Below are 24,428 nucleotides of genomic sequence, written 5' to 3' on the forward strand. Positions count from 1 at the left end.
GCGATGCTGTACCCGAACGGCCCGCACGTCCTCTTCGTCGAGGACGACGACGTCATCCGCGAGGCCACCACGCTCGCCCTGGAGCGTGACGGCTTCCAGGTCACGGCCGCGCCCGACGGGCTCGCGGGCCTCGACGCCTTCCGCGCCCGGCGCCCGGACCTCGCGCTGCTCGACGTCATGCTGCCCGGCCTGGACGGGGTCAGCCTGTGCCGGCAGATCCGGGACGAGTCGACCGTGCCGATCATCATGGTGTCCGCGCGGGCCGACGCCATCGACATCGTCCTGGGCCTGGAGGCAGGCGCCGACGACTACGTGACCAAGCCCTTCGACGGTGCCGTGCTCGTCGCCCGGATCCGCGCGGTGCTGCGCCGCTTCCGCGCCACCGCCACCGGCGACCCGGCCCCGGAGCCGGGCTCGCTGCTGTCCTTCGGCGACATCGCGATCGACCCGGAGGGCCTGGAGGTCACACGCGAGGGCGAGCGCATCGCCCTGACACCGACCGAGCTGCGGCTGCTGCTGGAATTCGCGGCCGCGCCCGGCACCGTGCTCTCGCGGGACCGGCTGCTCGCGCGGGTGTGGGACTACGAGTGGGGCGGCGACACACGCGTCGTCGACGTGCACGTGCAGCGGCTGCGGGCGAAGGTCGGGCAGGACCGGATCGAGACCGTGCGCGGCTTCGGCTACAAGCTGCGGGCCTGAGGCGCCCCGCCGTGCCGCCGCGCCGCTCCCCCGCCGTACGCCTGGTGCGCCGCTGCCGGGCGCTGGCCCGCCGGGTGCGGCGCCGGCTGCCGGGGATGACACTGCGGTGGAAGCTGAGCGCGGCCATCGCCCTGGTCTCGGCGCTGGTCGTGGTCGCCCTGAGCCTGGTCGTGCACAACGCGGCCCGGGTCAGCATGATCAACAACGCCCGCGACGTGCAGGACGAGCGCGTCCAGTCGGCGCTGCGGATCTACGAGACGACGGGACGGCTCGTCTTCTACGCCGCGATCGACGACCCCGGCCTGCCGCCGGAGCTGCGTACGTACGCGGACGACGGCCAGCGCGCCACGTACGTCCAGCGGACCCGTCGGGGCCTGCGGGTGTGGGCGGCGACGCCCGCCGGGAACGGCCGGGTGCTGTCCCTCAGGACCGGCATCACCGACCGGTACTCGGTGCTCACCGACCTCGACCGCACGCTCGTCATCGGCTCGGTGGCGGTCGTGCTGTGCGGGACGGCGATCGGCGTGTTCGTCGGCGGCCGCATGTCGCGGCGGCTGCGGCGGGCGGCGCTCGCGGCCCGCAGGGCCGCCGACGGCGACACCGGCGTGCGGGTGCGCGAGGCCATCGGCGGCGGGCGGGACGAGACCGGCGAACTCGCGCGCGCCGTCGACGCGATGGCCGACGCGCTGCAGCGGCGGCTGGAGGCCGAGCGGCGGGTGACCGCCGACATCGCGCACGAACTGCGCACGCCCCTCACGGGGTTGGTGACCGCCGCCGAACTCCTCCCGGCGGGGCGGCCGTCGGAGCTGGTACGCGACCGGGTGCACGCGCTGCGCACGCTCGTCGAGGACGTGCTGGAGGTCGCCCGGCTGGACGGCGCCGCCGAGCGGGCCGATCTGCAGGATGTCGCGCTGGGCGAGTTCGTCCGCCACCGGGTGCCGGTGCTGGCGCCCGGGGCGCGGGTCACGGTGGTGGCGGACGCGGTCGTGCAGACCGACCCGCGGCGGCTCGAACGCGTCCTGGGCAACCTGCTCGTGAACGCCGCGCGGCACGGCGCGGCGCCCGTCGACGTGCTGGTCGACGGCCCCTTCGTCCGTGTCCGCGACCACGGCCCCGGCTTCCCCGCCGACCTGCTCCGCGACGGCCCCAGCCGCTTCCGCACCGGCTCCACCGACCGCTCCGGCGGCCACGGCCTCGGCCTGACGATAGCCACCGGGCAGGCCCGCGTCCTCGGCGCCCGCCTCACCTTCCGCAACGCCCCGCCCTCGTCCGGCGGCGGGGCGGTGGCGCAACTGCTGCTGCCGCGCTGACGCCCGGCGCGTGCGAGGCGCGGGTGGATCAGTGGCCGTCGCCGCAGGAGCAGGAGTTGGCGGTGGAGCATGTCGCCCACGCAGATACGGGCGAGGTGGCCGGGCCCGTCGTAGGGGGAGGACGTGCCCTCGTGCGGGCCGTTCAGGCCGGTGCGGAGGTCGCCGAGCCGGGGCCGGGTCCTGCCGCCGTCGGGCTGCGCCGGAGCCGCCCTCGCAGGTACAGGCCGCGGGTGCCCGCCGGCAGGGAGAACATGCCGCGGGCGTACGGGCTCCCGCCGGTCGCCCGGCGGACGGGGGCCGTCACCCCGCCGCCGTCACCTCCAGCACCGCCTTGCCCGCGACGCGGCGCTCGCGCAGGGCACCGGCGGCCTCCCGGACGCGCTCCCAGGGGCCGCGCCAGCCGATCTGGGGGTCGAGGCGGCCTTCCGCCACCAGGGCGGCGAGATGGGCGAGGTCGGGGCCGAAGGGGGCGTCCGGGGTGCCGACCGCGAAGACCTCCAGACGTCTGGCGCCGCCCGCACGCCGCGCCGCCTCCAGGTCCAGGGTGGAGGGCCGGCCCGAGGCCGCACCGATGCTCTGGAGGCTGCCGCCGGGCTCCAGCAGGGCGAAGGCCTCGCCGAGAAGCGGGCCCCCGACGTTCTCCAGCACGCCGTGGAAGGGCGCGGAGACGTCCGCGAGGCCGGTGACGACCTCCCGCGCGCCCAACGTCCGCAGACCCGCACCGCGTTCCGGGCTGCCCACGGCGGCCACCACGTACGCGCCCGCGAGCGCGGCCAGCTGGACGGCGAAACGCCCGACGCCACCGGACGCCCCCGTCACCAGCACCCGCCGCCCGGCCACGGGCCCGAGCTGCCGCAGCGCGCGCAGCGCCGTCACCCCCGCGGCCGGCAGCGCGGCGGCCTCCGCGAAGCCGACACCCTCCGGGAGGACGGCGAGGTGCCGGGTGTCCGCGGCGCGCGTCTCGGCCCAGGCGCCGCGCCCCCACCCGAACGTCACGACGCGGGCGCCGGCCTCGGGCCCCGAGCCGTCCGCGGCGGCCTGCCGCACCACCCCCGCGGCGTCCAGGCCCAGTACGGTGCCGGGCGGGGTCGCCGGGTCCAGGTGGGCGACATCCGTGAAGTTGAGGGACACCGCCCGGACGTCGACGAGCGCCTGCCCGTCCCCCGGCACCGGCTGCGGCGCCGTCCCCAGCGTGACGCCCTCACCGTCGTACACCACCGCGCGCATGACTCTCCCCGGGCCGTGGCGGGGCCCTCCCCGCCTCACCGCCATCGTCGGGTGGCCTCTCGCAGCGGTCCAATACCCGCTGTCATAGCCATGGGCTATCAAGGGAGCAGTGCCCGCATCCCCTCCGGAGGCCCCGTGACCGACACCCGCCCCACCCCGCTCCCGCCCGCGCTCTCCGCGATGACCCTGCTCGCCGCGTCCGTCGTCGTCCACGACCGGGCGACCGGCCGCGTCCTGCTCCTCCGCCGCGGCGACCACGCGAAGTTCGCGCCGGGCCACTGGGACCTCCCCAGCGGCAAGTCCGATCCCGGCGAGCCCGTCACGGCCACCGCCGTCCGCGAACTCCACGAGGAGACGGGCCTGGTGGTGGCCGGCGAGTCCCTGCGCCTCGCCCACGTCATCCACGGTGCGTGGGGTGTCGAGGCCCCCAACGGCTACATGAGCGTCGTCTTCTCGGCCACCACGTGGTCCGGCACGGCGGAGAACCGCGAGCCCACCAAGCACTCCGCCGTCGTCTGGACCCCCGTGACCGCCCTCCCCACCCCCTTCGTCCCTTCCTCCTCCACGGCCCTGTCGTCCTACCTGGCGTCCGCGCCGCCCTCCGTCACGCTCCGCGGCTGGGACTGACCGTTCCGAAACCCCTGGAGCGCCGCACGGGCCGCTGCCACGAAGCCCTCACGGGCGGCCTTGAACGCCTTCCAGTCCGGACGCGCGCCGCCGTCCCTGTGCAGCGCAGCCAGCCCGTCCAGCAGGCCGCGGCCCTCCGGGGCGGGGCCGAGGCCCTCGACCTCGATCGGTGCGAAGGCGCCGCGCGTCGCCGCGTAGGCCCGGTCCACGGCCGCGACGGCGGCGGCCTCGTCGGCGTACCGCCCGTCCCCGCGGAACCACGCGACATGCGCCTCGGCATCGGCGGCTGCCAGAAAGGCGGCGTAGGCGTCGCGCCGCGCCAGGTACAGAGCAGGAGAGTCTTCGAACATGCGGCCACGCTAGGGCGCCGCCACCCGGCCCGTCAGCACCCCGTGCCCGAGACGCCGGGGTTGTGGTAGCGCACGGACCGGCGCGGCGACAGCCGCGCACTCTCGCCGGTCGGTTCGCACGCCGCGTCCGGCGCGCAGACGGTCTGCGGGCTGCACGTGTCGAACGCCGGGTTGCACTCGGGCAGACACGTCGGGCTCGTGCGCACCGCGCTGTCGGGGAAGGCGGCTTCGAGTTCGGCCCGCGCCGCGCGCATGGCGATGCCGTCGTAGATGGATTGGAGGCTCTGCTCGCGGACGTTGCCGAGGTTCATCCAGCGTGCGAAGACGCAAGGCCACACATCGCCGTCCGGCGAGACGGCGAACTTCGCGCGACCGCACATGCCGCACAGCCGCCGCACAGCCGGGTACGCGCCGCCCGCGCCCCGCCCGAAAGGCCGGACCCGGTCCGTACGCACGTCGCGGATGCCGAGCTGGAGCAGATCCCGCTCGGCGTTCCCGGCTCGCTGCCCTTGCAGCACGTCGATGACGCTGCCGCGCAGTGCGACGCCGAGTTCGCGCGCCTTCTCGACGTTGGCCCGGGTCCGTGCGTGCGCACCCTGCACTTCCGTGACGTCGTCGTGGTCGGCGTCCTGATCGCTGTAGTAGCTGAACGCGAGCCGCACGCCGGGCAGTCGCAGCACGTCCCACACCTCGGGCCGGATGTGGGTGAGGTTGCTGAAGACCTCGACGCGCATCGCCTTCCCGAGTGCGTAGCGCACGAAGCGCGGCAGGTCCGGATGCAGCGTCGGCTCACCGCCGATGAACTGGACGTCGCGGACGCCCATCGCGGTCAACTCGTCGATCACGCGCAGCCATTCGGCGGAGCTCATCACCCCGTGCGTGCCCTGCGGGGAGGAGTTGGCGTAGCAGTGGCGGCAGGCGAGGTTGCAGAAGCCGGTGATCTCCAGCCACGCGAAGACCGGCCGCAACGGAAGTGCCCTCATGCCCGGCTCCTACGGTCGCCAGGGTCGGTGAGCTGGTAGCTGTGCGCGCCGGGGTGCCCTTCGTACGCGCAGCACGCGTCGTCCGGTTCGGCGGGATCGACCGCGGGGCAGTCGGGGAGCGTTTCGAGGGTGACGCGGTCGTCGGGCATCTCCCAACGTGCCCACATCGCACCGGTGTCGACACCGTCGAGGTGCACGGCGTGCGCCTGGTGGGAGCCCGAGGTGTGCGCCTGGAGCGCGCATCGCAGGTCGGTCCCGCCGCCCAGCACGCGGCACTCGCCGCAGACAGGGAGCGGTACGTGCGCGGGGCCGCCCGGGGCGGCCAGTACGGCCCAGGTGGTCTTGCCGCGCGGCCCCGGCGTCCAGCCCCAGTCGGCGGCGAAGGCGGCCACCAGCGAGAGCCCGCGGCCCGTCTCGGCGTACGGGTCCGCGTCCGTACGGAGCACGGGCGGCGCGGGGGACCCGTCCCGGACCTCGACGACAACCCGCCCGCCGCCCACCCCGAGGACGGCCTCGGCTCCCCCGCCCGGCGCGTGCCGCAGCGCGTTGCCGGCCAGTTCGCCGAGCACCGTCACGACACCGTCCGCGCTGCCCGAGCCCCAGCCCGCCCAGCCACTCCTCCGCCTGCCGCCGGGCCCGCCCGACGTCCCCGAGGCCGGGGCCGATACCGAACGCCATCCGGTGCCGTACCCGTACGTCCGGGCGCCCGCGCGGGGCGGGGACGGCGGGGGTCCTGGCGGTGGTCATGGGCGTTCTCCGTTCCGTCACGAACCCGGGTCCCGGGTTCTCTCCGTCGAGAGAACCCGAGGGGCCCCGGCGAGCGCGCGGCCACCGGAATGTAAGAAGCATGTAATTCGCGCTTCGGATTCACCCCGTACGGGAATGCCGCACCCGAAGCAGCTCTCCACCGGCTACGTTCGGAACGTCCACGTGCTGTAGCGCCGGAGGCGCAATGACCGCAGACGCCAGGCCCAATACCGTCATCCGCGGGGTGCGGGAACGGGAATTCCGCATGAGCCGCGACGAGTTCGCCCGGCTGGTCAACGCCACGGCCGCTGCCCTGAGCGAGAACACCGGCTGCACTAGCCGCCTGATCGCCGCCTGGGAACGCGGCGAGGTGACCACCCCGCGCCCGGTCTACGCCCGCGTCCTCCATGAAATGACCGGCCGGTCGCTGGCCGAGCTAGGCTTCGCCGTTCGCCTGGACTCGGTCAGCGCCGGGGGAGAGCATCCCGCTTCACGACCGCCGCGCCCTGTCGACGCGGGCGACCGTCCTGGAACTCACACCGCACCCGTGTTCGTAAAGGAGCCTGATTCATGCACCCTGGAGGACATGATTCGCCGTGAGTTCCTACGCCTCGCCAGCGTCGCGAGCGTGTCCATCCCCGGCGCTCCCGCCGGGGAAACGACTGCCTTGGACACGGTCGACACCGACGACTTCCGAGAGTACGGCGCCCTCAACGCACACCTTTGGAGCGTCTACAGCCTGGCACCTGCCAAGCAAGCGATCTACCCCGTCGTACGCGACCACGTCTCCGGCCTCACTTCGGCATTGCGAGACGCACGCTCGGAGGAGGAACGCCGCACCCTGTGCGACATGCTCGGCAACGTCGCGCAGTTGGCGGGCGAGGTGTGGTTCGACGCCAACCGCTACACCGAGGCAGCCCACTGCTACGCCCTTGCTGGCGACGCGAGCAAAGAGGCGCGGAATCGGGACCTCTGGGCATGTGGACTGGTCCGCCACTCCTTCGTGAGTATCTACTCACGCCGATACGGCGACGCTTTGCCGCTTCTGGACGCCGCGGAGGTCCTTGCTCGCAACGGGGACAGCCAGCTCCCCACCCGGCACTGGGTCGCCTCCGTACGGGCGCAAGTGCTAGCGGGGCTGGGCGACGCGGACGGGTGTGGCCGGGCCCTGGACGAAGCGACTGCCGTGCAGGCAACTGCCACCGCCGCGCCCGGCGGCTGGCTGCGCTTCACCGGCGACCGACTCGCCGAGGAACGCGGCGCCGCGTACATGTCCCTCGGCCGGCTCGACCTGGCGGAGCACGCCTTGTGCGAGGCTCTTCAGGACTCGCTCTCTCCTCGTCGCCGCGGCGCCGTACTCTCCGACCTCGCCGTCATCGGCGCACGCCGCAGGGACATCGACCGGCTGGTCACTTACGGCTCGGACGCTGCGGACCTTGCGCAACGTACAGGTTCGGGCTACATCGTCCGTAGACTGCACGGCCTGCAACCCCACCTCGCACCCTTCCTTTCCGACTCGCGGGTCACCGAACTCCGCGATCGCCTCATCACCTTGGGAGCCTGATCGTGACGAACGAACCCGGCCGCCGGTTCCGTGATGCCTGGATCGCCGGCGTCCGCAAGCGCCACCCGGGGGAGCCGAAGCCCGGGTACGTCACGCCCTGGGAGGACACGCCCGCGTGGGAGCGGGAGGCGGCGGCCGCTGTCGAGGGGCAGGTCGAGGCGTTTCTCGACGTCAGCGAGGGGCACGCCGAAAAGCTCACCCGGGAGCAGAAGGGGCGGTTCGTCGCCACCTGCTGGATCGCGCAGATCCACCGGCTCATCCCGGACCCGAAGCCGGGGTATGTCGCCGACTGGGCCGAACTCCCCGACTGGCAGCGGGAGACGGACGCGGACATCTTCGAGGCACTCGAAGCGCGGGGATGACGCTCGACGTCCGGCCGCACCGGGCCGACGGTCGGCGTCCACCCGGAATCTGCCGCCGACCCGTGCGGGAGAAGGTCCGTGGCAGGTTCACGGCCACCTCGGGCACGCCGGACCCGCCGGCGGCGCCGCGCGCGAAGGCCGCGTGCCTGCCGTCCTACCCTGCCGCACCGCCGCCCCTCACGGCCCGCGGCTGAGACCGACGCGCCCGGTCGGCCGCCCAGACGGCCAGCGCGCAGGCCGCGAAACCGGCCCCGAGCAGGCTGGATCCCTCCCAGCCGCGGGCGCCGTAGACGGCGGTGGTGGCGGCGGCGCCGAGGGCGGAGCCCAGCGAGTAGAAGACAATGTAGCCGCCGATGACGCCGCTGAGGCGGTCCGGGTGCGCGGCCGTGAGCAGGTGCTGGCTGCTCACGTGCACGGCCTGCACCGCGAAGTCGAGCAGCACGATCCCGGCGCCGAGCAGCCACAGCGACCGCGGCAGCCGCCCGATCGCGGCCCACGAGGCGACGAGCAGGGCCAGCGCGAGCCCGGTGACCGGTGCCGCGCGCCCGGCGTCGGCCCACCGCCCCGCACGCGCCGCGCCGAGCGCGCCCGCGAGGCCGAGGACGCCGAACAGGCCGATCCGGCTCTCGCCCAGGTGCCAGGGCGCGGCCGCCAGCGGCAGCGACAGCCCGCTCCACAGGGTGCCGAAGGACGCGAAGAGGAAGAAGGCGACGAGCCCGCGGGTCAGGAACAGGCGCTGCGTGAACAGTTCGCCGAGGCGGGCGAGTGCCCGCCCGTAGCCCACGGGCCGCACACCCCTGTCGTCCGGGGGCAGCCGGCGGAGGACGAGGACCGCGAGGCCCAGCGCGAGCACGGCGAGCACGCCGTAGACGCTCCGCCAGCCCCACGCCTCGGCGAGCGCGCCCGTGACGACGCGCGCGCCCAGGATGCCGACGACCACGCCGGAGGTCACGACGCCGATGGTCCGGCCGCGTTCGGCCGGGGGTGAGACGGACGCCGCGTAGGCGACGGTGGTCTGCACCACGACCGCGAACGCCCCGGCCGCCGCGAGCCCGGTGAACGCCGCCCACGCCGCCGGCGCCGCGGCCGTGAGGGCCAGGCCCGCGGCGGTGGCCGCCAGGTGCACGGCGATGAGGCGGCGCCGGTCGGCGGTGTCCCCGAGCGGGACCAGCAGCACGAGGCCGGCCAGGTAGCCGAGCTGGCCGGCGGCGACGATCCAGCCGGTGAGGCCGGCCGGCACGCCCAGGTCGCGCCCCATCGTCCCCAGCACCGGCTGCGCTGCGTACACGCTCGCCACGGCGACCCCGCACACGGTCGCCAGCAGCAGCCGCAGTCGTGCGGTCATCCGCGCCCCCCATCGGTAGCAAATCGAAACCGATGGGGACCGTACGGCATACTGGTTTCGATTCGCAACTCATGTGGGAGGTGCCATGCCAGACAGCGCCGCGCGCGCCACCGGCCCGGCCGGGCGCGGCACGGGCGGACCCGCGGCCGTCCCGCAGGACGGCGACGGCCCCGCGGACGGCCGGCCGGAGGCCGGCTGGACCGACCCCGAGTGCCCCGTCGCCCGCACCCTCGACCTGGTCGGCGACCGGTGGAGTCTGCTGGTGATCCGCGACGCGATGGACGGGGCGCGGGCGTTCACCGAGTTCCAGCGCCGCACCGGCATCGCCCGCAACATCCTCGCGGACCGCCTCCGCAAGCTCACCGCCCACGGGCTCCTGGCGCAGCGCACGGCGCCGACCGGCCGCCGCCGGGAGTACGTCCTCACCGACGCGGGCCACGCCCTCTTCCCCGTCATCCTCACCCTGCGCCAGTGGGGCGAGCACCACGCCTTCACCCCCGGCGAACCCCGCTCCACCCTCGTCGACGCCCACGGCACGCCCGTGCCCGTCTGCATCCCGGCCGCCGCCGACGGCACCCGCCTGGACGCCGGCACCACCCGCGTGCGCAGGCCTCCGGCCGCCCAGGAGGCAGCGGGTTCGTAGCCGCGCCGGGCACGTGTCACCCGCGGCCGCGGAGCCCTCCCGCGCGGGCCCCGGCCCGCCCGCCGCCCCCGGGACCGGGGCCTGCGGCGGGGTGCGGGCACGCGCGCCCGTCGCCGTCACGACGGGTGCGGGCCACCGGTCATCCGGCGGACGCCTCCGCGTCCAGGGACGCCAGCGTCTCGTGGAGCCACGCCAGCTCCGCCCTGGTCGTCGCGCGGGCGATGAGGAGGACGCCGCGGCGGAAGGGGTCGGGCATGTCCTCGGCGCGCCGGGGGCCCGAGGCGTCGTGGAAGAAGCTCGACGGGGTTTCGAGGAAGGCCAGGCGGCGGCGGAGGACGGCGGCCTGGGCGGCGGGGTCGGGCAGGTGGCGGAGGAAGGCCAGGACGGTGAACCAGCGGTTCTCGTTGGTGATGTCGGCCTCCGGGGGGTCCGCGAGGCGGCGGTGGAGATCGGCGCGGCCCTCAGCGGTGAGGCTCAGGACGTGGCGGGGTGCGGCGGCCGCGCCGGGCTGGGGGTCGCGGCTCAGCAGGCCCGCCCGCTCCAGCCGCTTGATCGCCGGGTAGAGGGTGCCCTCCGCCACCGGCTTGACGTGGCCGCTCAGCGCGGCGATCCGACGGCGCAGGTCGTAGCCGTGCAGCGGCTCCTCGTAGAGGAAGCCGAGGATCGCGAGTTCCAGCATCGGGCCATTCTCGCCCATCGGGCGGACGCCGGGGTGTTTCGGTGGCGACATACCTCGGGCACGATGTATCGTCTGGCCGAACACGCGAGCGAAGGAGCAGGATCATGCGGCAGACACCTTTCGGCACCGGCGGCGCCCACATCCGGTGGACGGAGGCCGAGGGGCAGCGGGAGTGGGACGGGCCCGTGCGCGTCCACGTGCACGGGCTGGGCGCGGCCTCGGGGGCGTACACCGCGCACCTCACCGCCGACCCGCTGCTCGCCGGGCGGCGCACCCTCTTCGTCGACCTGCCCGGCTTCGGGCTCAGCGACCGTCCCGCCGACTTCGGGTACTCCCTGGAGGAGCACGCGGACGCGCTCGCCTGCGTGCTGGACGCGGCGGGCGTGCGGGGCGCGGAGGTCGTCGGGCACAGCATGGGCGGGGCGGTCGCGATCGTGCTCGCGTACCGCAGGCCGGAGCTGGTGTCCCGGCTGGTGCTCGCCGAGGCGAACCTCGACCCGGCACCGCCGGAGCCCACGCAGGACAGCAGCGCGATCGCGCAGTGGACGGAGGAGGAGTTCGTGCACGGCGGCGGCTTCGCGGCCACCCTGGAACGGGTCGGCTGGCTGTGGGCGGCCACCATGCGGACCTCCGACCCGCTCGCGCTGCACCGCACGGCCACCGCCCTGGTCCGCGGCACGGAACCGACGATGCGCACCATGCTGGAGTCACTGACGGACATCCCGCGGACCTACCTGGTGGGCGAGCGGTCCGGTGAGGAGTGGGTGGGCCGCCCGGGTCTGGAGGCCGCGGGCGTGGAGGTGGTCAGCGTCCCCGAGGCCGGGCACTGCATCATGTTCGACAACCCGGCCGCCTACGCCCGCGCCATCGCGGCCTGACGCTCAGCCCCCGGCGGAAGGGGCCGTGCGCCGCCGGACGTCGGCCATGAGCGTGTCCAGCAGGGTGATGAGCTGCGTGCGCTCCTGCGGGGTCAGCCCCTGGACGAGGCTCGCCTCCCGGCCCAGCACCGCGTCGACGGACCGTTCGACGAGGGCGTGCCCGGCGGGTGTCAGCGCGACCTCCACCGACCGCGGTCCGGCCCCGGGCGCACGGCGTACGAGGCCCTCGCGCTCGGCGCGGGCCACCCGCTGCGAGACCGCGCCGGCGGTGACCAGCGTCCGGCGGGCGATCTCGCGGGTGCCGAGGACGTACGGCGGGCCCGCGCGGCGGATGACGGACAGCAGGTCGAGGGTCGCCGCGTCGATGCCCGCGGCGCGCAGGACGCGGGCCCGGTCGTCCGCGAAGAGCTTGGCCAGCCACCAGAGGGGCGTGACGATCTCGATGGAGTCCGTGGGCGCGCCCGGCCGCTCGCGCCGCCAGGCCGCGGCGATCCCGGCGGCCGTCCGCGCGGAGCCGGATGCGCCCGGGCCGCTTCCCACGGGCGGGACCGCCCCGCGCTCCGTCCCGGCGGCGGAAGCGGCGGGATCCGGCCGGCCGGCCGCGCGGTCCCGCGGCTCCCCGGCCGCCGCGGCCCCGGAAGCGGGCGTCCCGGCCCCCGCCGCGTCGTCCTCCATGCCCGTCCTCTCCGTCCGTCCGCTACGTTTAGGTCTAAACGTAGCATCGGACCAGGGAGGCCCCCTTGACCCGCACCGTCCTCGTCACCGGCGGCACCAGCGGTATCGGCCGCGCGGTCGCCGCGCTCTTCGCCGCGGACAGGGCCCGTGTGATCCTCACCGGGCGGCACCAGGACACCGTCGCCCGGGCCGCCGGCGAGCTGGGCGTGGACGGCGCGGTGTGCGACGCCGCCGACCCGGAGCAGGTCGCCGCGCTCGCCGGGCGGATCGACACCGTGGACGTCCTGGTCAACGCGGCCGGCGGCCTGCCCTCGACCCCCGCCGGAGGCGACGCGGGTCTGCACGGCGTCCTCGCCCAGTGGCAGGACAGCCTCGCGCAGAACCTGCTCACCGCCGTCCTGACCACCACCGCCGTGCGGCCCCGGCTCAGCGGGGAGAGCTCCGTCATCAGCATCGGCTCGATCGGCGCCGAGAGGCGCGGCGGCTCGTACGGGGCGGCCAAGGCGGCGCTCGCGGCCTGGAACGCCGCCCTCTCCCACGAGCTGGCGCCCAGCGGCGTGACCTGCAACGTCATCTCGGCCGGCTACGTGGCCGGCACCGGCTTCTTCCGCGGCGGGATGACCGACGAGCGGCACCGCGCCCTCGTCGAGGAGACGCACGACAAGCGGCCCGGCACGGTCGACGACATCGCGCAGACGGCCTTCTTCCTGGCCTCCCCCGGTGCCCGGCACATCACCGGCCAGACCCTGCACGTCAACGGCGGCGCCTTCACCACCCGGTAGGCCCCGGGCAGCGCGGAGCCCCCGCCCGCCCGGGAGGGGCGGACGGGGGCTCCCCGTCCAGGACTCAGAGCGCGTCGGCGAGCAGCGGCTCGTCCTCCGGCTCGGAGGCGGCCTTCGGCTTGGCGCCCGGCGCGCCGCGCAGCGGCGTCTCGACCAGGAACCAGGCGGCCAGGAAGCCGAAGACGCTCACGATCGCGCCCCACAGGAAGACCACGTGCGTACCCGACGACACCGCGTGGAAGTACGCGTCCTTCAGGCCCGCGGGGAACCGCGCGATCGTCGCCGGGTCCAGCTGCGCCCCGCCCTTCATCGCGGCGGCCCCGCCCGGCGCGGACTCCATGGAGTGCTGCACCTTGTGCGAGAAGAGCGCGCCGAACAGGGAGACGCCGAAGGAGCCGCCGATCGTGCGGAACAGGGTCGCGGACGACGAGCCGACGCCGATGTCCCGCATCTCCACGCTGTTCTGCGCGATCAGCATGGTGATCTGCATGATGAAGCCCATGCCCGCGCCGAGCACGGCCATGAAGAGGCCGGAGGTGAAGCGCGTGGTGTGGACGTCCATCGTGGACAGCAGCCACAGGCCGACGGTGATGAGCGCGCCGCCGACGATCGGGAAGATCTTGTAGCGGCCGGTCGCCGTCGTGACGCGGCCGGCGACCATCGAGACGACCATCATCGCGAGCAGCATCGGCAGCAGCAGCAGGCCGGAGTTGGTCGCGGACGCGCCCTGCACGGTCTGCTGGTAGAGCGGCAGGAAGGTCATCGCGCCGAACATCGTGAAGCCGACGAGGAAGCCGATGACGGAGACGAGCGAGAAGTTCGCGTTGCGGAAGATCCGCAGCGGCATGATCGGCTCGGGGGCGCGGGTCTGGGACACGATGAAGGCCGCGAGGGTCGCGAGGCCGACCACGAGCAGGCCGATGATCTGCACGGAGCCCCAGGCGTACTGGGTGCCGCCCCAGGTGGTCAGCAGCACCAGCGAGGTGATGGAGACCGTCAGCAGCGCGCCGCCGAGGTAGTCGATCCGGCCCTCGCTGCGCTTCTTGGGCAGGTGCAGCACCGTCGTGACGACGGCGAGCGCGACCGCGCCGATCGGCAGGTTGATGTAGAAGCTCCAGCGCCATCCCCAGTTGTCGGTGATGGAGCCGCCGACGAGCGGGCCGCCGATCATGGCGATGGCCATGACGCCGGCGATCATGCCCTGGTACTTGCCGCGCTCCCGCGGCGGGATGAGCTCGCCGATGACGGCCATGACGCCCACCATCAGACCGCCCGCGCCCAGGCCCTGGAAGGCCCGGAAGGCGATGAGCTGGTCCATCGACTGGGCGGCGCCGGAGGCGGCCGAGCCGATCAGGAAGAGCACGATCGAGGTCAGGAAGATGCCCTTGCGGCCGTACATGTCGCCGAGCTTGCCCCAGATGGGCGTGGAGGCGGCCGTGGCCAGGGTGTAGGCCGTGACGACCCACGAGAGGTGGTTGAGGCCGCCGAGCTCGCCGACGATCGTCGGCATCGCGGTGCCGACAATCATGTTGTCGAGCATCGCCAGCAGCATCGCGATCAGCAGGCCGGCCATCACCACGCGCACGCTGCGCTGGCGGGGCCCGCTCTCCTTGCCGTCCGCTCCGGCACCTGCGGGCAGCGGCCCGGATGCGGAGGGTGTGGCGGATTCGGTCTGGGACATGACCGGTGGTTTCTCCCCCGTGACGAGGGCGGTGGTTCAGCGGTACTTACTTGCCGCCCGGCTAGCACATTGTCGTACGAGCACGGTACGGTGCTAACTAGCCGGGCGTCAAGTAAGTGCGAGGCCTCGCGGCGAGGCCCTACCGTGAGGGCTTGCGAGCCCCCTCCTCCCGGCGGAGGGTCACACAGCAGGAGAGCGACGGTCCCCATGGGCACACCGCAGCAGGAGCAGCACGCCCCCGCGCCCACGCACGCCCCCGCGCACCAGCGGCGGGGCGACACCCGGGGCCGTATCCAGCAGATCGCGCTGGAGCTGTTCGCCGAGCAGGGGTACGAGAAGACCTCCCTGCGGGAGATCGCCGAACGCCTCGACGTCACGAAGGCGGCGCTCTACTACCACTTCAAGACCAAGGAAGACATCATCACCAGCATCGCCGAGGACCTCACGACACCCGTCGAGGACCTCGTGACCTGGGCCGAGGGGGAGCCGCGCACGCTGGCGACCAAGCAGGAGCTGCTGCGCCGCTACAGCGACATCCTGTGGAAGGCCGCGGACTTCTTCCGCTTCGTCCAGGAGAACCAGGCCACCGTCCGGGACCTGAACATCGGCGAGCGGATGAGGAGCAGCATGTCCGCGCTGGGCGGCGTGCTCAAGGACCCGGCGGCGCCGCTGCCCGCGCAGGTGCGCAGCGTCACCGCGCTGTTCTCGATGCACGCGGGGATGTTCGTGATGCAGAACGTCGAGGGCGACCCCGAGGAGAAGCGCGCGGCCATCCTCGAGGTCGCCCTCGATCTCGTCGCCCAGGCGGAGACGGGTGACCCCCCTACGGGTTGACCCGCCCCGCGCCCGGTTGACTCACGTGCAGGCGTTCGTCACGCCGCCGGTGTCGTCCCGGATCAGACGTTCACGCCGTGCGTCCGCAGGAAGTGCAGCGGCTCGACGCCGGAACCGTAGACCGGGGTCGTACGGACCTCGAAGTGCAGGTGCGGGCCGGTCGAGTTGCCGGTGGAGCCGGACTTGCCGATCTCCTCGCCGGTGATGACCCGCTCGCCCACGTGCACGCCGATCTTCGACAGGTGGCCGTACTGGGTGTACAGGTGCGCACCGTGCTTGATCACGATGTTGTTGCCGTACGCGCCGCCCCAGCCCGCCGTCACGACGGTGCCGGTGTGCGCGGCCCGGACGGAGGTGCCGGACGGCACGACGAAGTCCTGGCCGGAGTGCTTGTGCGACCAGTGCGGGCCGGCCTTGGCGAAGCCCGCGCCGATCGTGTACTTCTCGGTCGGCGTCATCCAGCCGGCGATCCGCTTCTCGCGGTCGGCGGCGGCCTTCTCGGCCGCGCGCTGCTTGGCCTCGGCCTCGGCCTTCGCCTTGGCCTTCGCCTGGGCGGCGGCGTCCTTCTGCGCCGTCGCCTGCTTCTGCAGGACGTCCGCGGCAGAGGTGGCGCTCGCGGCGGCCGGGGCCGGCGCCGCCTCGTGCGCGCCGCCGGCGGCGAACGCTGCGGTCGAGCCCAGCGCGAGCGCCGCGAGCAGCCCGCCGGTCACCACGGCCACGCGGCCACGGGTCGCGGTGGCGGCAGCGCGGTTCTTCATCGTCGAGTTCTTACGCATGCAGGAAAATCCTCACGGGGTGGGGGTTGCGACGAGCCGGGGTCAGCCCGTGCTCCACCTTGGTAACCCGCGCCGGACCGGCAGGGCAAACACCTCACCTCCTACCGAGCGTCGTAAAACGGACAAATACCCGCATGCTCCCGCGAGCCCTTGGGGCGCCGTCTACTAATCCCTTTCGTACGTAATCCGCGTCACGTGCGTCACCTCACCGCGGGGCCCCTTTGCCGGGCGTTGTCCCGGCGCTCTCCGGGCGCTCTCCGGGGCCCATTCCGGGCGCATTCCGGGTGCTCTCCCCGGCCCATTCCGGGCGCGCGAAAAGCCCCGGGTCCGGGACCACCGCGTGGTCCCGGACCCGGGGCTGGACCCCCGCAGGGGCCGGAGGGCTAGCCCTCCTTGGACAGGTTCGGCGTCTCGACGGGCGGGGCGTCGGCCACCGTCACCTTCTCCTCGCCGCGGAAGGTGAACGTCGCCGCCTCACCCTCGCCCTCGACCTCCACGACCACGATGTGGCCGGGGCGCAGGTCGCCGAAGAGGATCTTCTCCGACAGCGCGTCCTCGATCTCCCGCTGGATCGTCCGGCGCAGCGGCCGGGCGCCCATCACGGGGTCGTAGCCGCGCTTGGAGAGCAGCTCCTTGGCCTCCAGGCTGAGCTCGATGCCCATGTCGCGGTCGCGCAGCCGCTCGTCCACCGCGCTGATCATCAGGTCGACGATCTGCAGGATGTCCTCCTGGCTGAGCTGCGGGAAGACGATGATGTCGTCCACACGGTTGAGGAACTCGGGGCGGAAGTGCTGCTTGAGCTCGTCGCTGACCTTGTTCTTCATCCGCTCGTAGCCGGTCTTCGTGTCGCCCTGGGCGGCGAAGCCCAGGTTGAAGCCCTTGGAGATGTCGCGGGTGCCGAGGTTGGTGGTCATGATGATCACCGTGTTCTTGAAGTCGACGACCCGGCCCTGGGAGTCGGTCAGGCGGCCGTCCTCCAGGATCTGCAGCAGGCTGTTGAAGATGTCCGGGTGCGCCTTCTCGACCTCGTCGAAGAGGACCACGGAGAACGGCTTGCGGCGCACCTTCTCGGTGAGCTGGCCGCCCTCCTCGTAGCCGACGTATCCGGGCGGGGAGCCGAACAGCCGCGAGACGGTGTGCTTCTCGCTGAACTCCGACATGTCGAGGGAGATCAGCGCGTCCTCGTCGCCGAACAGGAACTCGGCGAGCGCCTTGGACAGCTCGGTCTTACCGACACCGGACGGGCCGGCGAAGATGAACGAGCCACCGGGGCGCTTCGGGTCCTTGAGCCCCGCGCGGGTGCGGCGGATCGCCTTCGAGAGCGCCTTGACGGCGTCCTTCTGGCCGATGATCCGCTTGTGCAGCTCGTCCTCCATGTGCAGCAGCCGGGAGGACTCCTCCTCGGTCAGCTTGAAGACCGGGATGCCGGTGGCGGTGGCGAGGACCTCGGCGATCAGGTCGCCGTCGACCTCGGCGACGACGTCCATGTCGCCGGCCTTCCACTCCTTCTCCCGCTTGGCCTTCGCGGCGAGCAGCTGCTTCTCGTTGTCCCGCAGGGACGCGGCCTTCTCGAAGTCCTGCGAGTCGATCGCGGACTCCTTCTCCCGGCGCACCTCGGCGATCTTCTCGTCGAACTCGCGCAGGTCCGGCGGCGCGGTCATGCGGCGGATGCGCATCCGGGAGCCGGCCTCGTCGATCAGGTCGATCGCCTTGTCCGGCAGGAAGCGGTCCGAGATGTAGCGGTCGGCCAGGGTGGCGGCCGCGACCAGGGCCTCGTCGGTGATCGACACGCGGTGGTGCGCCTCGTACCGGTCGCGCAGGCCCTTGAGGATCTCGATGGTGTGCGGCAGCGACGGCTCCGCGACCTGGATGGGCTGGAAGCGGCGCTCCAGGGCCGCGTCCTTCTCCAGGTACTTGCGGTACTCGTCGAGCGTGGTGGCACCGATCGTCTGCAGCTCGCCGCGGGCCAGCATCGGCTTGAGGATCGAGGCCGCGTCGATCGCGCCCTCGGCCGCGCCGGCGCCGACCAGCGTGTGCAGCTCGTCGATGAACAGGATGATGTCGCCGCGGGTGCGGATCTCCTTGAGCACCTTCTTCAGGCGCTCCTCGAAGTCACCGCGGTAACGGGAGCCGGCGACCAGGGCGCCCAGGTCCAGCGTGTAGAGCTGCTTGTCCTTCAGCGTCTCCGGGACCTCGCCCTTGACGATCGCCTGGGCGAGGCCCTCGACGACCGCGGTCTTGCCGACACCGGGCTCGCCGATGAGCACCGGGTTGTTCTTCGTGCGGCGGGACAGCACCTGCATGACCCGCTCGATTTCCTTCTCGCGCCCGATGACCGGGTCGAGCTTTGTCTCCCTTGCGGCCTGGGTCAGGTTGCGGCCGAACTGGTCCAGGACGAGCGACGTCGAGGGGGTGCCCTCGGCCGGCCCGCCGGCCGTGGCCGACTCCTTGCCCGTGGAGTAACCGGAGAGCAGCTGGATGACCTGCTGCCGCACCCGGTTCAGATCGGCGCCCAGCTTCACCAGGACCTGGGCGGCGACGCCCTCGCCCTCGCGGATCAGGCCGAGCAGGATGTGCTCGGTGCCGATGTAGTTGTGACCCAGCTGAAGAGCCTCGCGGAGCGACAGCTCCAGGACCTTCTTGGCCCGAGGAGTGAAGGGGATGTGGCCGGACGGGGCCTGCTGCCCCTGCCCGATGATCTCCTCCACCTGCTGGCGGACCGCCTCAAGAGAAATCCCGAGGCTCTCCAGGGCCTTAGCGGCGACACCCTCACCCTCGTGGATCAGGCCCAGGAGGATGTGCTCGGTGCCGATGTAGTTGTGGTTGAGCATCCGGGCTTCTTCCTGAGCCAGGACGACAACCCGCCGCGCGCGGTCGGTGAACCTCTCGAACATCGTTAATCGCTCCTCAGAGCGGTAGGGCAGTGAGGGGTCGGTCCCCTCCCTGTCCTTCCGCATGCTAGTCCCGCACAGCGGCGCCGCTCACGTATCGACCCCCGCTGCGACGGGGAAAGCTGCGCTACCGGCTGACGTCACTCCCACAACCTCGATGGTGCGAGACGATGTTCCCGCAGGCCAGGCGAATACCTCTTTCTCTAATACGCCCGTGGCGAACGCCTGCCCCGCCTGTCGCGGCACCATCCCTTCCCACTAGGTACTTCTTACCCTGCGCGACCGGCACTCCACACCGGATGTTGGTCAGGTGTGCGCTAAGGGCGAACAGTCTTGCGCCCGGACGAACACTTCACGCCGCCGTCCCGCCCCGCCGGACCCGTACTCCATGTGTTCGCACCCGCACTCCGCGTAACCACACCGGGCGCCGGCAGTTGCTTGGGCATGGGCTGGTACGAGGATGAGCTGGGCTGGCCGGTGGCCGGGATGCCCGGGCCCTCCGGGGCGCCCCCCGCGCCGGGGCTGGTCACCGGCGTGCGCTTCGACGCGCTGGACGTCCCCGCGGAGGCGGGGTACGCACTGCTGGGGCGCTTCCCGCGGCCCGGCGCGCTCGGGCCCGTCGCGCTCGACGGGCGCAGGGTGCGGCTGCTGGTCGCGGCGGGCTCCGCGGAGGAGCTGCCCGGCCTGCTGGAATGGCTGGACTGGGGCGGTATCCCGCTGGATCTGTCCGCGCTCGGCTCGGGCCGGCTGATGCGGGCGCCGGCGCACCCCGAGTGGGGCCGCCGGGAGGCCGCATACGACCGGACGGCACCGGTGTGGCTGCGGCCCCCTCGGCCGGGCGCCGACGTCGAGGCCACGGTGCCCGCGCTGCATGTCACCGGCCGGACCGGCGGGGCCGATGGATCGGGGGTGCCCATCGGCCTTCCGGCCCTCGTCGCCGCCGCGGCGACGGCCTGCCACCGGATCGCGCTCCGGGCGCGTGCGCAGGATCAGCCGTGGGCCTTCTCGTACGCCTCGCGGATCGTGGCCGGGACCCGGCCGCGGTCGTTGACCTCGTAGCCCTTCTCCTTCGCCCACGCGCGGATCTTCGCGGTGTCGGGCCCCGAGGTGCCCGCCCCGCGCGCCGCCTTGGTACGCCCCCGTCCGGCACGGCCCCCGGTGCGGCGGCCACTGTCCGTGTACGGGTTGAGCAGCCCGCGCAGCTTGTCGGCATTCGCCGTGGTGAGGTCGATCTCGTACGTCACACCGTCGAGTGCGAACGTCACGGTCTCGTCTGCCTCACCGCCGTCGAGGTCGTCAACGAGAAGGACCTGAACCTTCTGTGCCACCGGCTTCCCTTTCATCGAAAACGGATTAACAGTAAAAGCAAAGCGCCTTTCCCGGGAAAACACAAACCCCTTGCACGAAGACGGGTGCCCGAGACAGTGCGATCCGGACAAACCGGAACGTCACAGTTGCAGCAGCATGCGGCTGTTGCCCAAGGTGTTCGGTTTCACCCGCTCCAGGTCCAGGAACTCGGCGACGCCCTCGTCTTTGGAACGGAGCAGCTCGCCGAACACATCGCCGTCCACGGGGGTGTCCCCGGTCTCCCGGAAGCCGTGCTTGGCGAAGAAGTCCACTTCGAACGTGAGGCAGAAAATGCGGCGGACTCCCAGCCAGCGCGCGGTCTGCAGCAACTTCACCAGCAACTGGTGGCCCACCCCCGCACCGCGCAGCGCCGGGTCCACGGCCAGCGTCCTGACCTCGGCCAGGTCCTCCCACATGACGTGCAGCGCGCCGCACGCCACCACGGAGGCGTCCTCGTCGCGTTCAGCGACCCAGAACTCCTGGATGTCCTCGAATAGGGTCACGGTCGCCTTGTCCAGCAGGATGCCGTCGCGCACATACACGTCCAGCAACCGCCGCACGGCGGGGACATCCGAGGTGCGGGCACGGCGGATGGTCACGTCATTCGACACGAGGGGCATGCACGGACGCTATCGCCCTTCCGCATCCGGCGGGCCGGAGGGGTCGACGGACTGGATGATGCGCATTGCGTCCCGCACCGCTTCGCGCTGTTCCGGGGACATCATGCCGAAGAAGTGGACCAGGGCCTCGGCCGGGTTGTCGCTCGCCGACCATGCCTCGTTCATCAGTGCGGCCGAGTATGCCGCTCTCGTCGATACCGCCTCATAGCGATAAGCACGCCCATCGGCCTCCCTGCGCAGCCAGCCCTTCTGGCGCAGGTTGTCCATTACGGTCATCACCGTGGTGTAGGCGATCGTACGGTCGCGCGCAAGGTCCTCAAGAACCTCACGAACAGTGACCGGACGGTTCCACTCCCACACCCGGGTCATGACCGCGTCTTCGAGGTCTCCCAATGGCCGGGGCACACTCGGAATACTAAGCGCTGGTATGGCCGAATGCCCGGAATGCGGACCCGTCAGGGGTCTGCCCGCGGTGGGTCAGCGGTCCTCGTCAGCGGCCTGGCGGGCGGCCTCGGCGCGCGAGAAGGCCGCGTCGACCGCCGCGTCCTCCCTGGCCTGGGCGCCACCCTGGTGCTTGACGATCGTGACGATCACACACGTGAAGAGGATCGCCATCACCAGCGGGGGCACGATCGCGGAAACGTAGTCCATACCGCCAGAGTAGCCACGCCTCCTCCGCGCCCCGCATACGGGTGTGCCGAACCGCCGGAGGGTGCCGGAAAAGGGCGCCGCGCCGCACGCCGCGCGGTGAACGCGGGGCCAATCCCCGGGGAAAGCCGGGCGCGGCGCGGGGCGGAGCGGTCAGAGCGCCGAGCGCGGGCCCACCACGGCGGCGGCGTCCTTCGCCGGGGGCTCCGGGCGGGAGGGGCGGGGCGGCCAGATCTCGGCGGGCGTGGGCGTGCGGCGGCCGGGCTCGGGCGCGGGCGGCTGCGGGGAGGCGGGGCGGGGCGCGCCGGGCCCCGGCTTCGGGGCGGGCTTCGGCTGGTCGGCGGCGGACGGACCGGGGAGGGTGAGCAGGCGGCGCGGCGCGGGCATATGGGCCTCCAGACGCTGTCGTACGTCGTCGTTGACTGCCAGGTTCTCGCAGCGGCGCAGCAGGGCGGTGCGCCGCTCGTGCTCCGGGCCCGCCGGCGCCTGGGCGCGCAGCCTGCGCAGCGCGCTCAGGTCCTCGGGACCCGGCAGGTGCCCGTCGCCCACGGCCGCGGCGAGCCGCTCCATGTACCCGGCGGCCGCGCCGGGCAGCGCCTCGCGGTAGCGCCGCAGCTCGGCGCGCAGGAACGCGCGCAGTGCCGCGGCCTCGCCCGCCGCGTCCGCCACGGCCGCGGCGAGCGCGGCGCACTCCGCGCTCCGGCTCTCCGCGAGGGCGCGGCGCAGGGTGCGGACCTCGTCCGCACTGAAGGCGAGGCCCCCGCGGGTGCCGTGAGGGGTGGGCATGCCTGGACTTTAAGTGCTAAGCGGACAAATTCCCCGCACCCTCCGCCGCCGGGTGCGTCGCCCCGGCCGCGCCCGCGGCCCGGGGGGAAACGGCGGGCAGGAGCCGCTACGCGGTGGGGACGTTGCGCTCGTACACCAGGCGGAGGCCGATGAGGGTGAGCCACGGCTCGTGCGTGTCGATGATCGACGCCTCGCTCAGCACCAGCGGCGCGAGCCCGCCCGTGGCGATGACGGTCACGTCGTCGGGATCGGCGGCGAGCTCGCGGGCCATGCGCTCGGCGATGCCGTCCGCCTGGCCGGCGAAGCCGTAGAGGATCCCGGACTGCATCGCCTCGATCGTGTTCTTGCCGATGACGCTGCGCGGCCTGGCCAGCTCGATCTTGCGCAGCTGGGCGCCGCGCACGCCGAGGGCGTCGACGGAGATCTCGATACCGGGGGCGATCGCGCCGCCCACGTACTCCCCCCGGGAGGACACCGCGTCGAAGGTCGTGGCGGTGCCGAAGTCGACGACGATGCAGGGGCCGCCGTAGAGGTGGACGGCCGCGAGGGAGTTGATGATGCGGTCCGAGCCGACCTCCTTGGGGTGGTCGACGAGGATGGGCACGCCCGTCTTGACGCCCGGTTCGACGAGGACGGCGGGCACGTCGCCGTAGTAGCGGCGGGTGACCTCGCGCAGCTCGTGCAGCACCGACGGCACCGTGGAGCAGATGGCGATGCCGTCGATGCCGTCACCGAGGTCGCCGAGCAGCGGGTGCATGCCCATGAGGCCCTGGAGCAGCACGGCCAGCTCGTCGGCGGTGCGGCGGGCGTCGGTGGAGATGCGCCAGTGCTCGACGATCTCCTCGCCGTCGAAGAGCCCGAGGACGGTGTGGGTGTTGCCGACGTCGATCGTGAGCAGCATCCGCCGTCAGCTTTCCGCTCGCAGGTCCAGGCCGATGTCCAGGATCTTCGCGGAGTGCGTGAGCGCGCCCACGGCCAGGAAGTTCACGCCCGTCTCGGCGTAGTCGCGGGCGGTCTCCAGGGTGAGCCGTCCGGAGGACTCCAGGAAGGCGCGGCCGCCGACGATCGCGACGGCCTCGGCGGTCTCGGCCGGGGTGAAGTTGTCCAGCAGGATGAGGTCGGCGCCCGCGTCGAGCACCTCGCGCACCTGGTGCAGGGTGTCGACCTCGACCTCGATCGGCACGTCGGGGAACTCCTCCCGGACGAGCCGGAAGGCCTGCGCGACACCGCCCGCGGCGACCACGTGGTTGTCCTTGACGAGGGCCGCGTCGGAGAGCGACATGCGGTGGTTGACGCCGCCGCCGCAGCGCACCGCGTACTTCTCCAGCGCCCGCAGCCCCGGCGTGGTCTTGCGGGTGTCGCGGACCTGCGCCTTCGTGCCCTCCAGGACGTCGGCCCAGGCGCGGGTGGCGGTGGCGATGCCGGACAGCCGGCACAGCAGGTTGAGGGCGCTGCGCTCGGCGGTGAGCAGGTCGCGGGTGCGGGTGCGCACCGTCAGCAGCCGGTCGCCCGCCGCGACCCGGTCGCCGTCCTCGACGTGCCGCTCGACCTCGAACTCGTCGGTGCACACCACCGACAGCACCGCCTCGGCGACCCGCAGCCCCGCGACGACGCCGGGCTCGCGGGCGGTGAAGTCGCCGACCGCGAAGGACTCCTCCGGGATGGTCGCGACCGTGGTGATGTCGACGCCCTGGTCGAGGTCCTCCTCGATCGCCATGTGCGCGATGTCCTCGACCTGCACCGGGTCGAGCCCGGACTCGGCGATCAGCTCGGCGAGATCCGGGTCGAGGCCGCACTCCAGCGGGTCCAGGCCGTAGTCGGCGGAGCCGCAGCCGCAGCCGTCCCCGCAGCCGCCGCCGGCTTCCTGCGGCGGGCCGATCGTCGGCAGCGGGAGGGCGACGGGCTGGCGGTCGGGGCTGGTCACTGGTGCTCCTTCGGCGGGCGGTGCGGGTGCCGCGGGCGCGCGGCGGGTGG

The 24,428-nt window shown here is 73.1% G+C and carries 26 protein-coding genes and 1 pseudogene; 10 read left to right on the forward strand and 17 right to left on the reverse strand.

Going from position 1 to position 24,428, the window contains the following annotated elements; all coding sequences use genetic code 11:
• Positions 1–3 precede the first annotated feature (3 nt).
• Together cseB and ACH4SE_RS30190 are read left to right on the forward strand one after the other, a co-directional pair.
• Complete coding sequence (gene cseB, locus ACH4SE_RS30185) at positions 4–699, forward strand: two-component system response regulator CseB (RefSeq protein WP_398546698.1); 696 nt, start codon at positions 4–6, stop codon at positions 697–699.
• Positions 700–794: 95 nt separating this feature from the next.
• Complete coding sequence (locus ACH4SE_RS30190; RefSeq protein ID WP_398546850.1) at positions 795–2,009, forward strand: sensor histidine kinase; 1,215 nt, start codon at positions 795–797, stop codon at positions 2,007–2,009.
• Between the two features lie 300 nt (positions 2,010–2,309).
• Here the strand turns inward: ACH4SE_RS30190 and ACH4SE_RS30195 are convergent, their stop codons facing one another.
• Positions 2,310–3,236, reverse strand: coding sequence for a zinc-binding dehydrogenase (locus ACH4SE_RS30195; RefSeq protein ID WP_398546699.1), 927 nt, complete (start codon positions 3,234–3,236; stop codon positions 2,310–2,312).
• Between the two features lie 90 nt (positions 3,237–3,326).
• Between ACH4SE_RS30195 and ACH4SE_RS30200 the strand changes: the two genes are divergently transcribed.
• Positions 3,327–3,863 (forward strand): NUDIX domain-containing protein, encoded by a 537-nt coding sequence (locus ACH4SE_RS30200; RefSeq protein WP_398546700.1) that lies wholly within the window; start codon positions 3,327–3,329, stop codon positions 3,861–3,863.
• On the opposite strand, the gene ACH4SE_RS30205 is transcribed toward ACH4SE_RS30200, so the two are convergent.
• From ACH4SE_RS30205 to ACH4SE_RS30215, 3 genes and pseudogenes are all read right to left on the reverse strand, one after another.
• On the reverse strand, positions 3,815–4,213 hold the full coding sequence (locus ACH4SE_RS30205; protein ID WP_398546701.1) for a hypothetical protein: 399 nt from the start codon (positions 4,211–4,213) through the stop codon (positions 3,815–3,817). The two genes, ACH4SE_RS30200 and ACH4SE_RS30205, sit on opposite strands and share 49 nt — an antisense overlap.
• Before the next feature lie 32 nt (positions 4,214–4,245).
• Positions 4,246–5,196 carry a radical SAM/SPASM domain-containing protein gene (locus ACH4SE_RS30210; RefSeq protein ID WP_398546702.1) on the reverse strand — a complete coding sequence of 317 codons (951 nt, stop codon included), beginning with the start codon at positions 5,194–5,196 and terminating at the stop codon, positions 4,246–4,248.
• Positions 5,193–5,789, reverse strand: a pseudogene (locus ACH4SE_RS30215) (ATP-binding protein); the annotation flags it as partial. The pseudogene ACH4SE_RS30215 and the gene ACH4SE_RS30210, both read right to left, overlap by 4 nt.
• Before the next feature lie 359 nt (positions 5,790–6,148).
• On the opposite strand from ACH4SE_RS30215, the gene ACH4SE_RS30220 reads away from it, so the two are divergent.
• A complete protein-coding gene (locus ACH4SE_RS30220; RefSeq protein WP_398546703.1) occupies positions 6,149–7,507 on the forward strand; it encodes a transcriptional regulator in 1,359 nt (452 codons plus the stop codon).
• A gap of 2 nt (positions 7,508–7,509) precedes the next feature.
• Positions 7,510–7,869, forward strand: a complete 360-nt coding sequence (locus ACH4SE_RS30225) for a hypothetical protein (RefSeq protein ID WP_398546704.1) — start codon at positions 7,510–7,512, stop codon at positions 7,867–7,869.
• A 154-nt stretch (positions 7,870–8,023) separates the two neighbouring features.
• Here ACH4SE_RS30225 and ACH4SE_RS30230 read toward each other — a convergent pair whose 3' ends face one another.
• A complete protein-coding gene (locus ACH4SE_RS30230; protein ID WP_398546705.1) occupies positions 8,024–9,214 on the reverse strand; it encodes an MFS transporter in 1,191 nt (396 codons plus the stop codon).
• 85 nt (positions 9,215–9,299) lie between these two features.
• Between ACH4SE_RS30230 and ACH4SE_RS30235 the strand changes: the two genes are divergently transcribed.
• Complete coding sequence (locus tag ACH4SE_RS30235) at positions 9,300–9,857, forward strand: winged helix-turn-helix transcriptional regulator (protein WP_398546706.1); 558 nt, start codon at positions 9,300–9,302, stop codon at positions 9,855–9,857.
• 139 nt (positions 9,858–9,996) lie between these two features.
• Here ACH4SE_RS30235 and ACH4SE_RS30240 read toward each other — a convergent pair whose 3' ends face one another.
• Complete coding sequence (locus ACH4SE_RS30240) at positions 9,997–10,536, reverse strand: PadR family transcriptional regulator (protein WP_398546707.1); 540 nt, start codon at positions 10,534–10,536, stop codon at positions 9,997–9,999.
• A gap of 104 nt (positions 10,537–10,640) precedes the next feature.
• On the opposite strand from ACH4SE_RS30240, the gene ACH4SE_RS30245 reads away from it, so the two are divergent.
• On the forward strand, positions 10,641–11,414 hold the full coding sequence (locus ACH4SE_RS30245) for an alpha/beta fold hydrolase (RefSeq protein WP_398546708.1): 774 nt from the start codon (positions 10,641–10,643) through the stop codon (positions 11,412–11,414).
• A gap of 3 nt (positions 11,415–11,417) precedes the next feature.
• On the opposite strand, the gene ACH4SE_RS30250 is transcribed toward ACH4SE_RS30245, so the two are convergent.
• Positions 11,418–12,089, reverse strand: a complete 672-nt coding sequence (locus ACH4SE_RS30250) for a MarR family winged helix-turn-helix transcriptional regulator (RefSeq protein WP_398546709.1) — start codon at positions 12,087–12,089, stop codon at positions 11,418–11,420.
• A gap of 65 nt (positions 12,090–12,154) precedes the next feature.
• Here ACH4SE_RS30250 and ACH4SE_RS30255 point away from each other — a divergent pair, with 65 nt between their 5' ends.
• Positions 12,155–12,871 (forward strand): SDR family NAD(P)-dependent oxidoreductase, encoded by a 717-nt coding sequence (locus ACH4SE_RS30255; protein ID WP_398546710.1) that lies wholly within the window; start codon positions 12,155–12,157, stop codon positions 12,869–12,871.
• Positions 12,872–12,935: 64 nt separating this feature from the next.
• Here the strand turns inward: ACH4SE_RS30255 and ACH4SE_RS30260 are convergent, their stop codons facing one another.
• The gene (locus ACH4SE_RS30260; RefSeq protein WP_398546711.1) at positions 12,936–14,552 is read right to left on the reverse strand and encodes an MDR family MFS transporter; all 1,617 of its coding nucleotides are present in this window, start codon (positions 14,550–14,552) and stop codon (positions 12,936–12,938) included.
• A 207-nt stretch (positions 14,553–14,759) separates the two neighbouring features.
• Here ACH4SE_RS30260 and ACH4SE_RS30265 point away from each other — a divergent pair, with 207 nt between their 5' ends.
• Positions 14,760–15,386 carry a TetR/AcrR family transcriptional regulator gene (locus ACH4SE_RS30265; RefSeq protein ID WP_398546712.1) on the forward strand — a complete coding sequence of 209 codons (627 nt, stop codon included), beginning with the start codon at positions 14,760–14,762 and terminating at the stop codon, positions 15,384–15,386.
• Between the two features lie 62 nt (positions 15,387–15,448).
• On the opposite strand, the gene ACH4SE_RS30270 is transcribed toward ACH4SE_RS30265, so the two are convergent.
• Together ACH4SE_RS30270 and ACH4SE_RS30275 are read right to left on the reverse strand one after the other, a co-directional pair.
• Positions 15,449–16,162 carry a M23 family metallopeptidase gene (locus tag ACH4SE_RS30270; protein WP_398546713.1) on the reverse strand — a complete coding sequence of 238 codons (714 nt, stop codon included), beginning with the start codon at positions 16,160–16,162 and terminating at the stop codon, positions 15,449–15,451.
• A 383-nt stretch (positions 16,163–16,545) separates the two neighbouring features.
• Positions 16,546–19,056 (reverse strand): ATP-dependent Clp protease ATP-binding subunit, encoded by a 2,511-nt coding sequence (locus tag ACH4SE_RS30275; RefSeq protein ID WP_398546714.1) that lies wholly within the window; start codon positions 19,054–19,056, stop codon positions 16,546–16,548.
• 441 nt (positions 19,057–19,497) lie between these two features.
• Between ACH4SE_RS30275 and ACH4SE_RS30280 the strand changes: the two genes are divergently transcribed.
• The gene (locus ACH4SE_RS30280; RefSeq protein WP_398546715.1) at positions 19,498–20,112 is read left to right on the forward strand and encodes an SCO3374 family protein; all 615 of its coding nucleotides are present in this window, start codon (positions 19,498–19,500) and stop codon (positions 20,110–20,112) included.
• On the opposite strand, the gene ACH4SE_RS30285 is transcribed toward ACH4SE_RS30280, so the two are convergent.
• From ACH4SE_RS30285 to nadC, 7 genes are all read right to left on the reverse strand, one after another.
• Positions 20,043–20,381 carry an Lsr2 family protein gene (locus ACH4SE_RS30285; protein ID WP_398546716.1) on the reverse strand — a complete coding sequence of 113 codons (339 nt, stop codon included), beginning with the start codon at positions 20,379–20,381 and terminating at the stop codon, positions 20,043–20,045. The genes ACH4SE_RS30280 and ACH4SE_RS30285 overlap by 70 nt on opposite strands.
• A gap of 120 nt (positions 20,382–20,501) precedes the next feature.
• On the reverse strand, positions 20,502–21,020 hold the full coding sequence (locus ACH4SE_RS30290) for an amino-acid N-acetyltransferase (protein ID WP_398546717.1): 519 nt from the start codon (positions 21,018–21,020) through the stop codon (positions 20,502–20,504).
• Between the two features lie 9 nt (positions 21,021–21,029).
• The gene (locus ACH4SE_RS30295) at positions 21,030–21,425 is read right to left on the reverse strand and encodes a BlaI/MecI/CopY family transcriptional regulator (RefSeq protein WP_078862728.1); all 396 of its coding nucleotides are present in this window, start codon (positions 21,423–21,425) and stop codon (positions 21,030–21,032) included.
• 72 nt (positions 21,426–21,497) lie between these two features.
• A complete protein-coding gene (locus ACH4SE_RS30300; RefSeq protein WP_398192247.1) occupies positions 21,498–21,671 on the reverse strand; it encodes a hypothetical protein in 174 nt (57 codons plus the stop codon).
• Positions 21,672–21,821: 150 nt separating this feature from the next.
• Positions 21,822–22,454, reverse strand: coding sequence for a hypothetical protein (locus tag ACH4SE_RS30305; RefSeq protein ID WP_398546718.1), 633 nt, complete (start codon positions 22,452–22,454; stop codon positions 21,822–21,824).
• 106 nt (positions 22,455–22,560) lie between these two features.
• Positions 22,561–23,355 (reverse strand): type III pantothenate kinase, encoded by a 795-nt coding sequence (locus ACH4SE_RS30310; protein ID WP_398546719.1) that lies wholly within the window; start codon positions 23,353–23,355, stop codon positions 22,561–22,563.
• Positions 23,356–23,361: 6 nt separating this feature from the next.
• Positions 23,362–24,342 carry a carboxylating nicotinate-nucleotide diphosphorylase gene (nadC, locus tag ACH4SE_RS30315; RefSeq protein ID WP_398546851.1) on the reverse strand — a complete coding sequence of 327 codons (981 nt, stop codon included), beginning with the start codon at positions 24,340–24,342 and terminating at the stop codon, positions 23,362–23,364.
• Between the last annotated feature and the right edge of the window lie 86 nt (positions 24,343–24,428).

Origin of the sequence: Streptomyces sp. NPDC020983, from assembly GCF_044333485.1 — a bacterium.
In the GTDB taxonomy this organism is placed as follows: domain Bacteria; phylum Actinomycetota; class Actinomycetes; order Streptomycetales; family Streptomycetaceae; genus Actinacidiphila.